This window comes from Gimesia chilikensis, from assembly GCF_008329715.1.
GTDB classification, from domain to species: domain Bacteria; phylum Planctomycetota; class Planctomycetia; order Planctomycetales; family Planctomycetaceae; genus Gimesia; species Gimesia chilikensis.
The window spans coordinates 66,282-78,065 of the sequence record NZ_VTSR01000015.1; the positions used below are offsets into that span (position 1 = coordinate 66,282).

General features: G+C 54.2%; 12 protein-coding genes. 5 read left to right on the top strand and 7 right to left on the bottom strand.

All coding sequences use genetic code 11. The features are described 5' to 3' along the window. Positions 1 to 60: 60 nt before the first annotated feature. From rsmA to FYZ48_RS19485, 4 genes are read right to left on the bottom strand one after another with little or no spacing between them, the layout of a single operon-like run. On the bottom strand, positions 61 to 981 hold the full coding sequence (gene rsmA, locus FYZ48_RS19470; protein WP_149343438.1) for a 16S rRNA (adenine(1518)-N(6)/adenine(1519)-N(6))-dimethyltransferase RsmA: 921 nt from the start codon (positions 979 to 981) through the stop codon (positions 61 to 63). Next, positions 968 to 1,585: a riboflavin synthase gene (locus tag FYZ48_RS19475; RefSeq protein ID WP_145443278.1), complete on the bottom strand. Its 618-nt coding sequence runs from the start codon at positions 1,583 to 1,585 to the stop codon at positions 968 to 970. Before FYZ48_RS19475 ends, rsmA begins: the two co-directional genes overlap by 14 nt. Positions 1,586 to 1,639: 54 nt before the next feature. Next, complete coding sequence (gene pssA / locus FYZ48_RS19480) at positions 1,640 to 2,521, bottom strand: CDP-diacylglycerol--serine O-phosphatidyltransferase (protein WP_145045570.1); 882 nt, start codon at positions 2,519 to 2,521, stop codon at positions 1,640 to 1,642. Continuing rightward, positions 2,508 to 3,557 carry a phosphatidylserine decarboxylase gene (locus tag FYZ48_RS19485; protein WP_242022716.1) on the bottom strand — a complete coding sequence of 350 codons (1,050 nt, stop codon included), beginning with the start codon at positions 3,555 to 3,557 and terminating at the stop codon, positions 2,508 to 2,510. Before FYZ48_RS19485 ends, pssA begins: the two co-directional genes overlap by 14 nt. A 483-nt stretch (positions 3,558 to 4,040) precedes the next feature. Between FYZ48_RS19485 and eno the strand changes: the two genes are divergently transcribed. The 3 genes from eno to FYZ48_RS19500 all read left to right on the top strand — a co-directional run bounded on the left by eno (position 4,041) and on the right by FYZ48_RS19500 (position 6,767). Then, the gene (eno, locus tag FYZ48_RS19490) at positions 4,041 to 5,315 is read left to right on the top strand and encodes a phosphopyruvate hydratase (RefSeq protein ID WP_145193263.1); all 1,275 of its coding nucleotides are present in this window, start codon (positions 4,041 to 4,043) and stop codon (positions 5,313 to 5,315) included. 323 nt (positions 5,316 to 5,638) lie between these two features. Further along, positions 5,639 to 6,181: a septum formation initiator family protein gene (locus FYZ48_RS19495; RefSeq protein ID WP_149343440.1), complete on the top strand. Its 543-nt coding sequence runs from the start codon at positions 5,639 to 5,641 to the stop codon at positions 6,179 to 6,181. A 253-nt stretch (positions 6,182 to 6,434) separates the two neighbouring features. Next, positions 6,435 to 6,767: a hypothetical protein gene (locus FYZ48_RS19500; protein WP_149343442.1), complete on the top strand. Its 333-nt coding sequence runs from the start codon at positions 6,435 to 6,437 to the stop codon at positions 6,765 to 6,767. Positions 6,768 to 6,807: 40 nt separating this feature from the next. On the opposite strand, the gene FYZ48_RS19505 is transcribed toward FYZ48_RS19500, so the two are convergent. Then, positions 6,808 to 7,524 carry an OmpA/MotB family protein gene (locus FYZ48_RS19505; protein ID WP_145045578.1) on the bottom strand — a complete coding sequence of 239 codons (717 nt, stop codon included), beginning with the start codon at positions 7,522 to 7,524 and terminating at the stop codon, positions 6,808 to 6,810. Between the two features lie 341 nt (positions 7,525 to 7,865). On the opposite strand from FYZ48_RS19505, the gene FYZ48_RS19510 reads away from it, so the two are divergent. Further along, the gene (locus FYZ48_RS19510; RefSeq protein WP_149343444.1) at positions 7,866 to 9,053 is read left to right on the top strand and encodes a ribonuclease D; all 1,188 of its coding nucleotides are present in this window, start codon (positions 7,866 to 7,868) and stop codon (positions 9,051 to 9,053) included. Between the two features lie 103 nt (positions 9,054 to 9,156). Further along, complete coding sequence (locus FYZ48_RS19515; RefSeq protein ID WP_145193273.1) at positions 9,157 to 9,606, top strand: hypothetical protein; 450 nt, start codon at positions 9,157 to 9,159, stop codon at positions 9,604 to 9,606. Between the two features lie 41 nt (positions 9,607 to 9,647). Here FYZ48_RS19515 and FYZ48_RS19520 read toward each other — a convergent pair whose 3' ends face one another. Both FYZ48_RS19520 and FYZ48_RS19525 read right to left on the bottom strand, forming a co-directional pair. Next, positions 9,648 to 10,139, bottom strand: coding sequence for a hypothetical protein (locus tag FYZ48_RS19520; protein WP_149343446.1), 492 nt, complete (start codon positions 10,137 to 10,139; stop codon positions 9,648 to 9,650). Positions 10,140 to 10,156: 17 nt separating this feature from the next. Beyond that, positions 10,157 to 11,665: a DUF4339 domain-containing protein gene (locus tag FYZ48_RS19525; RefSeq protein WP_187782116.1), complete on the bottom strand. Its 1,509-nt coding sequence runs from the start codon at positions 11,663 to 11,665 to the stop codon at positions 10,157 to 10,159. Positions 11,666 to 11,784: the final 119 nt, after the last annotated feature.

Here is an 11,784-nt window from a genome sequence, read left to right on the forward strand (position 1 = left end):
TCGATGATTTATTTTTTTGAAACATTGTAGGCAAATTACCCGCCGACGGGGCAATCTGTTTCAAATGTTTGCGTTTCGTGTGATCTGTTCCTGGAACGCATTCGCCAGTTCGATCATCTCGGGCACCGTCAGTTCTTCCGCCCGGGTTTTCTCCCGCTCGTAACCGTGCGCCTCCAGAAGTGCGTCCACTTCCGCTTTACTCAACTGTTTGCTGTACATTCCCACCAATGTGCTCCGCATCAGTTTCCGCCGATGCTGGAAGACGCGCCGCAGGAAATCCTGGAAGAAGACCCGGTCCCCAATCTTCTGTTTCAGAGGCGGATTCGGCGTCAGTTGGACAATCGCCGAATCGACCTTGGGCCGGGGCCAGAAAACGGTAGGTCCCACTTTCTTGAGCAGCTTGACGAAGCACTGCGACTGCAACCAGACCGACAGCGCCCCGTAATTTGAAGTCGCGGGCTTACACGACATTTTCAAACCGAGCTCGTACTGAATCGTAACCACCATCCGGTTCCAGGGCAGATCCGAGGCAACCAGATTCGAAATAATGGGTGTGGCCACGTTATAAGGCAGGTTGGCCACCAGCTTCAGGTGACTGCCCGGGTTCGCTTTGAGCTGCTGGTCAATCTCTTCCAGCACGATGGGGTTAAGCCGGTTTTTGTTCTTGAGCGCGTCGCAGTTCAGCAGAGTGATATTGTCGTACTTCTGCGTGGCCTCGCTGGCCAGGGTATACATGTTGCGATCGTACTCGACGGAGATCACATGCCGGGCTCTCTGGGCCATGAACGTGGTCATGCCCCCGGTTCCGGTTCCCACTTCCAGCACGATGTCGGTGGGTTGAATGTGTCCCTGTTCAACGACGTACTCGATGATATTCAGATCGATCAGAAAGTTCTGGCCCAGATCAGAGCGCGGGTTAAAGCCATGCCGCTCAAAGAGCCGCATTAAATAAGATCGAGTCTGCCTTTCATCTTCTTTCATTGATACCATCAAGTGTTAAGGGAACCAGCTTTGACACGTACTTCCCGAGAATATCGGTTTCAATATTCACAATACTGCCCACCTGCTTCTGCCCCAGCGTCGTGACTTCCAGTGTGTGTGGAATCAGCGCGATACTGAAGGAGGATGCTTCGCAGCCCACTATGGTCAGGCTGATGCCATCCACGGTGACCGATCCTTTGGGGACCATCTGCAAAGCCAGTGCTTCCGGAACTTCGAACCACATCGTGATCCATTCGCCGTCCCGGTCGATCGATTTGATCGAACCCACGCCGTCCACATGACCTTGAACGAAGTGACCACCCAGCCGTCCGTTTGCTGCCAGCGGGCGTTCCAGATTCACGGCATCGCCCACGGTTAACAGCCCCAGGTTGGTCTTCGCCAGGGTTTCCGCGCCCGCCTGGAACTTCAGAGAGTTCGCGGCGATCTCCACCACCGTCAGGCAGCAGCCATTGATGGCCACACTATCACCGATCTGGGCCTCATGTAATATGAGTTCCGGAATCTTCAGCGTCAAATCGATGGAGGAGCCGTTCTTTTCGAGAAGTTGAACGGTACCCTGCCCCTCGACCAGTCCCGTAAACATCGGCGACAGTACCTTCGGCGTTCTAAAAACAGGGGAATTAAACGAGTCAGTTTCTCAAATTTCTCTGGATTTGTATAGTCGTCCAGAGATAACTTCTTCCCAAAAAGCCCGAATTGGGGACGAAAACGCGAAATAACAGAACAGGACCGGGACCGCCAGCTCCTGCACCAGGAAGATCAGGGCCAGCGAAAATACGAGCTGTATCACATGCCGGCGGCTCCGCTGACCAGTGAACAACTGATTAAATACATGCGGATAATGCACACGTGAGACCATCAGTGCCGCGACCGCCAGTGTGATCAGTGGCAGGGCCCAGCCGATGCCGGTAATTAACCACTCCGACAGGGACTGCATCGATCCATTTTTCGTCTCTGCCAGCTTGTAAAGGCCGCGCATTGCAATCGGAAAGGAAGCCACGACGCCGGCTGCCGCCGGTGAGGGGAGACCGCTGAACCCTTCGTGTGAATCGTCTTCATCCGTTTCCACGTTGAAGCGTGCCAGCCTCAAAATGGTACAGACCGCAAACAGCAGCGCGATCACCCAAAGCAGACGCGGATGATAGATCTGGGTACGAAACTGAATCATCTGCAGCATCAGAAACGCCGGGGCTACTCCGAAGCTGATCGCATCGCACAGACTGTCGAGCTGCGCACCAAATTCCGAGGTCTGATTCGTCCAGCGGGCGGCACTGCCGTCCAGGGCGTCGAACAGCATCGCCACAAAGATCAGCACCGCCGCGATAAACAGGTGTTGATTTTCAAAAGAGTTATAGATCCCCGGCGCAGTTCCCAGCATGCGGGTGAGGCCCCCGCTGGTCACGTGCCCCATATATTCCGGACCGACCTTGGCCGCATAGGTAATGGCGCCAAAACCACAGGCGGCATTACCCAACGTCAACAACGTCGGCAGGACGGCAATCAGTTTACGCTTCTTCATTGGAGGCCTCAGTGGGGGACTCTGCATATTTCGCGAGAATGGTCGAACCGGCTTTCAACTTGTCACCCGGCTTCGCCAGGATTTCCAGTCCTTCTTCCTGGGGAAACACAATCACGGTTCGGGAACCCAGCTTAATCATACCGAACTGCGCCCCCTTGGTTAATACATCGCCCGGCTTCAAGCGACAGACAATCCGCCGCGCAATCGCACCGGTAATCTGCTGCACCAGCATCGGTCGGTTGGTCGGCTCGGGCATCTGCAGATAGACTTCCAGTCGCTCGTTTAACCGCGTGGACTCCGGTCGCAGTGCGTTCAGACATTTCCCGGGTCGATACGCAAGTTTGATAATCTTACCGGCAACCGGCATGCGGTTAATGTGGACATTGAAAATCGACAGGAAGATGCCGATCTCGATCGCCGGGCCGCCGATATATTCGTGATGCGCGATCTCTTCAATCGTATCGAAGGTCCCGTCTGCGGGAGACACAATCACTCCTTCACCCGCAGGGATCGTCCGCTGGGGATTCCGGAAGAACCAGACGATCTCCATCCCGAACAACACCAGCGTCAGCACCAGCAACCAGCCGATGTAACTGAGCACCCCTGTCACCACGCCGGACAAAATCACCCCGGAGAGCAGGGCGGCACCGCCGAAAAACAGGGTTGAGAGAACGAACAGTTCGGCCAGCCCTTCGCGGGCAAAGGGGAGTCGGCTGCGATACGCAAAGGGATCGTCCGCTTCCTCCCAGTAGTAGCCTCCCTGGTTCTCATGATATTTAAGGTCGCGGGGATCGAGCACATCATGCGGACAGGGATTGAAGTCCCCCTTACGTGTGCTCTCCATTTTCTTCACGTAACCGGGGCGAAACGTCTTCAACCAGAATCGCCGCCAGCGGCCCCAGAGCATTTCCAGGTTGATAATAATTCCCCCACCCGGCTGAATGGTCGTCAGTTGCGGATCCATGGGCTGGACTTCCAGTCGGGAATAAGGTTGTCCGGTGGCAGGTAGATTGACGTCTGATGAAGTTGAACTCATAAGGTCTTGAATTTCGGAGATTGCGTGCTGCTGATCATTTCGGGAACGGTTTCAGAGACCGGACTGGTCCCTGCTTAAGAACGTCCCAGTTTAACAGGATCCCGGCTGGCTGACGAGATTCGCCCTCGTTCATCACTATTTTTAATCTGTTTTCTTCCCGGGCAACGGGTCGAATCGAAAAAATCCGTGCAGCGTCTCTGTTTTATACTTCTGGCCGGATCCGGGTCTGCCTGCAATTCACGGGTCGGGCAGGGAAGCCATGTTGCATCTGTAAGCCTGGTCAGAGTTTGAGCATATTCCGGACAGGCTGGTATCCGCAGGTCGCGTAAAGATTCATTTAATCTAAACGCAATCGTTTGAGGTTACTCCGGCTTTCTGCTAAAAATATGCTGCTTTACGCCAAATAATATCAAATTTTGTTGATGTGTTGCGAAATCAACAGATCGAGTTCATCCTGTCGAACTTTTAGAGGAAACAAAACCGATGAGTATTGCCATTAGTTCCGTTCATGCCCGTGAAATTCTTGACAGTCGCGGGAATCCCACTGTGGAAGTGGATATCGAGCTGGAAAATGGAGTTGTAGGCCGAGCCGCTGTTCCCAGCGGTGCCAGCACAGGGATGCACGAAGCCTGTGAACTGCGCGACGCCGATAAAAAAGACCGCTTCCTGGGCAAAGGGGTCCAGCAGGCCGTTCAGAATGTGAACACCGAAATTGCCGACGTACTGGTTGACCTGAATGTCTGCGATCAGCTGCTGATCGACCGTGTCATGCTCGACCTGGATGGCACCGAAAATAAATCACGCCTGGGTGCGAACGCCATTCTGGCCTGTTCGCTGGCCGCCGCACATGCAGCAGCTGCTTCTTCCGACCTGCCCCTGTTCCGTTACCTGGGTGGCGTTGGTGCCAACCGTCTCCCCGCCCCGATGATGAACATCATCAACGGTGGTGAGCACGCCAGCAACGGAATCGACCTGCAGGAATTCATGGTCATGCCCCTGGGCTTTGACAACTTCAGTGACTCTCTGCGTTGCGGAACCGAAATCTTCCACTCACTGAAGAAAGTGCTCTCTTCCAAAGGTCTGAGCACTGCCGTTGGCGACGAAGGGGGATTCGCTCCCGATCTGCCTAACAGTGAAGACGCCATCGACGTCATTCTGACCGCGATCGAAAAAGCAGGTTACAAAGCCGGCGATCAGGTCAAAATCGCACTCGACGCCGCTTCTACCGAATTCTACAACACGGAAACCGGTATCTACACCGTCGAAGGTCGAGAATTCGATTCCGCAGGCATGGTCGACTTCCTTGCCTCATGGGTTGAAAAGTACCCGATCTGCTCCATCGAAGATGGTCTGGCAGAAGACGACTGGGAAGGCTGGAAAGCACTCACCGAACGGATCGGCGACAAAGTCCAGCTGGTCGGCGACGACCTGTTCGTGACCAACCCCAAACGTCTGCAGCGGGGGATCGACGAAGGGGTTGCCAACAGCATCCTGGTGAAAGTCAACCAGATCGGCACCCTGTCCGAAACCATCGAAGCAGTTCAACTGGCAGGACGCAACGGTTACACCGCCGTCATGAGCCACCGTTCCGGCGAAACCGAAGATACCACCATCGCCGACCTCGCGGTTGCTCTCTGCACTGGTCAGATCAAAACCGGTTCCGCCAGCCGAACCGACCGGATCTGCAAATACAACCAGCTGCTGCGAATCGAAGAGATTCTGGGAGAGGAAGCCACCTTCGGCGGTACCATCTCCTGAATTGATTCCACTCAACTCTGAGACGAACAGCTCCCCCCGGAACCCGTTTCCGAGGGGAGTTTTTTTTGCGCGGATATGAGTTGTAGGATGCAATTCGCCGCCTGTGTCAGCTCATATCAGTCGATCACAAGCCAACCGGCACCATGGGCACAACCGCGGCAATCACTACAGCTTAACAAGATCTGGAGAAACCTGTGCAACCCTGTCGATTTTGATGAGGTAGCTCTGCGCCCGACGTCTGCAGAGATCGTGTCCCTTTTGCATTGGCCATCAACATCGTGACTGACAGACAGCACCAGAACGAAGAATCCGGGATCGGCTGGATGATCTCGCTGACTTTCTGGCTGTTGTTGTTCCTCGCCGCGAGCCTGTTCGCTGCGGTAGTCCTTTCGCCGCGGTACCTGGCCTACCTTGAGTTACGGAATGAGTATCTCTCGAACCAGGTCCAGCTGGTGACCCTGGAAAACCAGGTCGAATACCTAAAACAGATCGCCCATTCGCTGGAGCATGATCCTGAGTTTCGCTCCGAAGTCGCACGCGTCGACTTTGATGCCGTCCGACCGGGTGAAGAGCGGATTGCCGTCGATCCCGATCTGGCATTGGATCTGCCTCAATGGAATCCGCGTCAGAGAATCCCGGTCACCAGTCGCGCCTGGTATGTGCCCATGCTGAGCGTGCTCAGCGAAAATCACAAGGTGCGCTCCTCTCTGTTGCTGACCGCCGGGGTGATTGTACTGCTGTCCTTTACGTTTCTGCATGAATCACAGTCCCATCAGCTGGAGCACGTAACCCGTTCCACTAAAGACTTTGTGTCGCTGTTCCTCTCTCGATACCGCGTCTCGGAATCAGAGACCGATGAGGACTGACTCCGGTTCCGGCTGTAAGGAATAGCGCGAATGCAGCAAACACCCCGCCTGCAACGCCTGAGCTTGTTTTTGTGATCCTAGCCTTTCTTCTTAGGAACCACGTTGTTCGGATTTTTTCTGGAATAGCTGCCCTGCCGTTCTATCTCGCTGAAAGCCGGCAGTAGAAATCAAATTCAGTTCGGACAATCCCGAAGCAGCGACGATTTGATTAGTAGTTATTTCATGACGTTTCAACTCTGAAGGGCATCACAGAATGGATACAGATAAGCAAGCCAGGACTTCTCTGTTAACGGAATTCAGACTGAGACGCTGGGCGCGGATGCACTACGTTTCAGCAGATCAAAGAAAAGCGACCTGGAATCCCATCGTTCTCGATGAAATGCAGAATAAGGATCAGGAAATGCACGAAGCAGAAGAAAACAGCATGAAGGCCCGTGTTTCATCCATGTATGTGCCACTGGCACCCGGGACCATTACCCGCATCGATCAGTCACACGAAGAAGCCGCTGCACCTCACATCCTGAAAATGCAGGATCGTTCCTCGCGCAATCTGCAACGGGTCGCTGATCAGATGCTGGGCGAATAAGCTCACTCAAGCACGCGTCCAGATTTTCTCGACCTCCGCACTATTTGCGGGGGCCGACGTAGTCATCGACAAACGCGTCCAGCAGCAGCACATCCAGACGGTCCATCTGCTGCGTTTTCTCATCCCCGGTCTGCAGGGGAGGCTCGTAATCGGCGGCAGCGGTAATGCGAATCCGCTTGGCCTCGATTCCTTTCTGGATCAGATAGAGCATGGCCTCTCGCCCCCGCTGGTAAGTCAGTACCAGTTTGTCATTGTAGTGGCCGTCCTGGGGCAGAGGTTTCACCGACGTATGAGCCCGCAGCTCGATCTTGTTCGGTTTGCCCGCCAGCTCTGGAATCATCTCATCCAGCTTCGTTTTACGTTCCTCGTCAAGGTCTACCTGGGTCTGACCGTAATACAGGGTCTTCCCGACAGGAACCGGTACTCCTTCCCGGAAGCGGAAGATGCGCACATCTTTGCCTTCAAGGGCCTTCGTCTTGATTCCCCCACGTCCCCGTTCCCGGCTATCGGTATACGCCCCCAGCATACTCATCTGCTCGATCATCGAGTTCATCGGAAAATATTTTCCGGGAGGTGAAATGGGGCCGGTACGATAACCCGTGTAAGACTGAATCGATTCCAGGATCGACCGGTATTTCTCATCATTCACGATTTCACTGAGTGAAACCAGCATGATGAAGAATGTCAGCAGCAGCGACATCATGTCACCGTAAGTCACCACCCATTCGGGGACTCCCGGTGGACCATCGTCTTCCATGACTGTCTGCTCCTGTCAGTGAATGAAGAAATAAGGAGATTCGGCAGAATCTGCCGCTCCCGCGGAATTCCAGCGCCGCTTACCACCAGAATCGTCATGCGGCGCGGCGAAACTTGGCGGATTTTTCTCAAACCGGCCCTGTTCAGCGGGTTTACAGGCCCTCCCCGTCACCTCCGGCGGGGGTCTGCAAATCCCCTCCCTCGAACAAAATGCCCCTTAGATCATTGACGAACACAATAAATATCTACAACATTAGGAGTTAAGTAAGCAGCAACCGATCAGAACATCAGCGCCAGAGAAATCCGGGAATTTCTGGGAAAAGAAAAGGAAGTGGTCAAGGAATGTCGAGCCCCCTCATTGTGCAGCAGTCGGAATTGGTCGCACTCTGTGATCAGATTCAGGATGCGGGCATCGTTGCATTCGATACGGAATTCGTTTCCGAATTCACTTATCGCCCTGAACTTTCCCTGCTGCAGTTTTCCTTCGAAGGACGCACGGTCGCCGTCGATCCCTACGAAGTGGATGATCTGACTCCCTGGTGGGACATCATGACCGACGATTCCACCACGGTGGTCGTGCACGGCGGACGCGAAGAAGTTCGTTTCTGCCGCCACTTCTCCGGCAAGAAACCACAGAAGCTGATCGACCTGCAAATCGCCGAAGGGCTCCGCTCGCGGAGCTTTCCCATTTCCTACACCGCACTGGTCGCCCGCGTGCTGGGAGAGAAAGCAGGCAGTAAAGAGACCCGTACGGACTGGCGCCGCAGACCACTTACCGACCAGCAGATCAAATACGCTCTCGACGATGTCAAATACGTGCTTCGTATCTGGAAGATCCAGGAAAAAGAATTAACGGACCTGGGCCGTCTCGAGTGGGCCCAGGCGGAATTTCAACGGATGATCGATGAAGTCGATTCCGAATTTCACCGCGAAAACTGGCGCCGCGTTTCCGGGTTGCACAAACTGAAGCCGCGCGAACTGGCCATCGTCCGCGAACTCTTTGACTGGCGCGATGAAGTTGGCCAGGACAAGAATCAGCCGGTCCGTCGGATTCTCCGCGACGACCTGTTAATCGAACTGGCCAAGCGCAAACCCAAAACACCACAGGACCTGACCGCCACCCGCGATCTCAATCGCAAGAACATGTTCAAGCTTGCTCCCCAGGTCATTCAACGAATTGAGAAAGCCCTGCAGATTCCCAATGACCAGCTTCCGCAATTGGAGGAAAATCCCAATACGCAGCAGAATCAGGATGAGCAGGTGATCGGTAAACTGCTGGGTATTGCCCTGGCGAACCGTTGTGCCGAGATGAATGTTTCCCAGACGCTGGTGGGAACGACATCCGATTTAAGGCACCTGGTCCGCTATCATGTTTATGGAGAGCAGAGCGACGACAGGCCTCGCCTGATGACAGGCTGGCGGGCGGAAGTCTGCGGTGATCTGCTCACTGACGTATTGGACGGCAAGATCTCCATGCGTGTCGCCGATCCGGAATCGGATCATCCGCTGCATTTCGAAAGACTCAGCTAGGCACAATCAGCCCCAACCTGTACAATCGCCACGTTGTACCGGTGGTCTCCTCACTCTGCCGGTGGATCGTTTCATTCTACCATGAACAGAGTCAGGAATGCCGATGAAACTCCTTCGCATACTGCCCCTCATACTCATGCTGGCTTCGCCCCTCCTGGGAGCGGAACCCGCGCCGGAAGATGACTATCAGGCTGTCGCGGGAAAATGGGTCCGCAATGATCAGGCCGGCAATGGGTCTCCCCTGCAGGTGGAACAGGAAATCATCGGCAAGAAATCCATCGTGCGGGTATTTGACCTGAATGGCAAACTGATCCACGAGCACCAGGCGCAATTCCGCTTACAGCGGATGGAAGATGTCAACGTCTTCGTTTATTTTGATCTGGAAGTGACTGCCGGTCCGAACAAAGGGAAACGGCAGCCCCAGCCACGATCGTTCGCCTATCGCATCCGGAAGAATCAATTCATCCAGGTAGAGGGACTTCTTAGAGAAGATCCCTCACCGGCCCGCATGCTGATCTGGCTCAAAAAGACGCCACCGCAACCGGACGTGTAAGAATTTCTGCAGACAGCGGTATGACATCTGCCTGCCCCTGGTTAATTCTGATTGATCAGGCGATCTGCTTCTTTGAGGTGTTTCACAAATTTGATCTGGGCTTCGCTGGGAACCCAGCGGGCAGTATCCATCATCCACGGCAGATAATCTCTGCCGGCCCAGAGAAGTTGCTGAAGCTGTGGATAATCGGCACAGGCCGTTTGTTTCATGTAGTCAATATCAGGGGCCGTTCTTTTTTGAACCTGTATTTTGAACTGCTCCCATGTGGCATCACTGGCCTGTATCCTCTGCAGGATCAGAAAATCCCGATACACATTCTTAAACTCTGCTAATTCATCTCGACCGCTATGCTGATTTGTCAGATCACTCAGTGATGATATGGTAGAAAAACGCTGAATGGCTTTTCCCAGCAGCAGGCCAACAACCACAACAACGGTCAAGACGAGGCCACTCCAAAAGAGTTTCCTGGCAAACCCAGAACGGGTAGTTCGGGCTGATCGGTTTTCCATATCTCTTTCACTTTCCTGAAGCAATCACACAGGACCACAACTCATTCATTAATAATACGCTCTGCCTCTTTGAGATGCTTCTCAAATTTTTCCTGGTCGGGACTTGGTTCGGTGCGTGCATTGTCCAGCATCCCAGGCAGATAATCGCGGCCCGCCCAGAGCATCTGCTGGAGCTGAGGACGATCAGAACCGGCACTCGATTCGAGCTCTTTGATCAGGGGGTCCATCTCTGATTTGACCTTGTTCTTGAAACTGGACCACTCCGCATCGCTGGCCTGCTTCTGTTGCAGCGCCAGAAATTCCTGGTGGATCGCTTTGAACTTGGCCAGTTCAGCATCTCCGCCGGGGGCAAACAGGTCTCCCAGTGGGACGAAGTACAGAATTGCAGCCAACACGATCGCTCCGCCTACACCTCCCAGAATTTTGGGATCCATCATGGGCCCCAGCGCCTCGAATGGATTAGAACGGGCGACTTTGATCTGCGGTTTGGCGGGACGTGCGGGGGGAGGAGTCGCTGCCATCGGAGCAGGAGAGGCAACAGGACTACTGGCCGGCGGTGGAACAGCGGCAGCGGGCGTCGCCTCAGCGCTCTCCGTTTCCGCGGGAGCTGCTGCTGTTTCCTCTTTCTTCGGATCGGGCTTCTTCAACTGCAGCGCTTCAATCTGCCAGGCTTCAAACCACTCCCCTTTTCTGCCCAGCTTGAGCAAATCGGTGGGTTCGACACGCTGTTGCTCCGCCCACATTTTGATTTTGTGTGCTTCGATAGGACCGTAACCCATGCCTCCCAGTTTGCAGTACCATTTCTGACGGGACCGCAACTTCAGGATCGGTGGCTTGGGTGGCTCTGCTGCATTCTTCTCTTCTTCTTTTGCTTGCTTTTTCTTGCTTTTCTTTTTCCTGGATGATTCAGAAACTTCCGCTTCTGCCTCTTCGGTCTCCGTTTCGCCGGACGTCGGTACGATCTGGTCTGCATCCATATCTTCCGCATCAATAACGTCCAGATCACTTCCCGATGAACTCAAGAAGACCACCGTTCGCGCGGGAACCCACTCCGGTTCTGCAGATGACTTCACCTCATCGTTCGGGGCCAGTTCGCCATCGAAGAGCATCTGCATCAGATCGTCGGCTGACATCGGCCCGAGTTCGTGATTCAGCACCCGGCAGTACCACTGCACTTTCTGATGCTTGCTGCGCACCGCTTCCAAAGTGGCAAAGCGGGGGAGCTGAGATTCGAGCTCGGAAGAAAGCTTGTCTTCCTCTTCGACGATTGAGAAACCCTCCATTGAGGGCAGATTCGCACTCTCCTCCATCCCAAACGAAGAGTCCACGATCGAAAAATCGTCCAGGGAGAGTTCGGTCTCCTCAGACTCGCGTGCGTCGAACAACCCTCCAATGTCTGCTGCGGGAAACCAGTTCCCGCCCTCACCAACTCTGACCTCCATTTGTGGCGTCAGCTTTCCTGCATGAGCCATGGAAAACAGCTCTTCGAAGGAGATGGGACCAGATGTTGTTTCTTCTGACTGCCTGTAATACCAGCTGTCCTGTGCCATTTTTTATCTAACAATCTGTGACAGATCTAAAGTGAATTTGTGCCTGAGTCTCTGGAACTGCGCGCACAAGGCCCGTGCTCTAGTTGCCTATTTTAATGGGCAGGGTAGGGCGCAAATCT

Coding starts and splice junctions, on each gene's coding strand:
- FYZ48_RS19505 (WP_145045578.1), bottom strand. CDS start 7,524: ATGGAAGACGATGGTCCACCGGGAGTCCCCGAATGGGTGGTGACTTAC.
- rsmA (WP_149343438.1), bottom strand. CDS start 981: ATGAAAGAAGATGAAAGGCAGACTCGATCTTATTTAATGCGGCTCTTT.
- FYZ48_RS19500 (WP_149343442.1), top strand. CDS start 6,435: ATGGATACAGATAAGCAAGCCAGGACTTCTCTGTTAACGGAATTCAGA.
- FYZ48_RS19495 (WP_149343440.1), top strand. CDS start 5,639: ATGATCTCGCTGACTTTCTGGCTGTTGTTGTTCCTCGCCGCGAGCCTG.
- FYZ48_RS19525 (WP_187782116.1), bottom strand. CDS start 11,665: ATGGCACAGGACAGCTGGTATTACAGGCAGTCAGAAGAAACAACATCT.
- eno (WP_145193263.1), top strand. CDS start 4,041: ATGAGTATTGCCATTAGTTCCGTTCATGCCCGTGAAATTCTTGACAGT.
- pssA (WP_145045570.1), bottom strand. CDS start 2,521: ATGAAGAAGCGTAAACTGATTGCCGTCCTGCCGACGTTGTTGACGTTG.
- FYZ48_RS19485 (WP_242022716.1), bottom strand. CDS start 3,557: ATGAGTTCAACTTCATCAGACGTCAATCTACCTGCCACCGGACAACCT.
- FYZ48_RS19475 (WP_145443278.1), bottom strand. CDS start 1,585: ATGTTTACGGGACTGGTCGAGGGGCAGGGTACCGTTCAACTTCTCGAA.
- FYZ48_RS19510 (WP_149343444.1), top strand. CDS start 7,866: ATGTCGAGCCCCCTCATTGTGCAGCAGTCGGAATTGGTCGCACTCTGT.
- FYZ48_RS19515 (WP_145193273.1), top strand. CDS start 9,157: ATGAAACTCCTTCGCATACTGCCCCTCATACTCATGCTGGCTTCGCCC.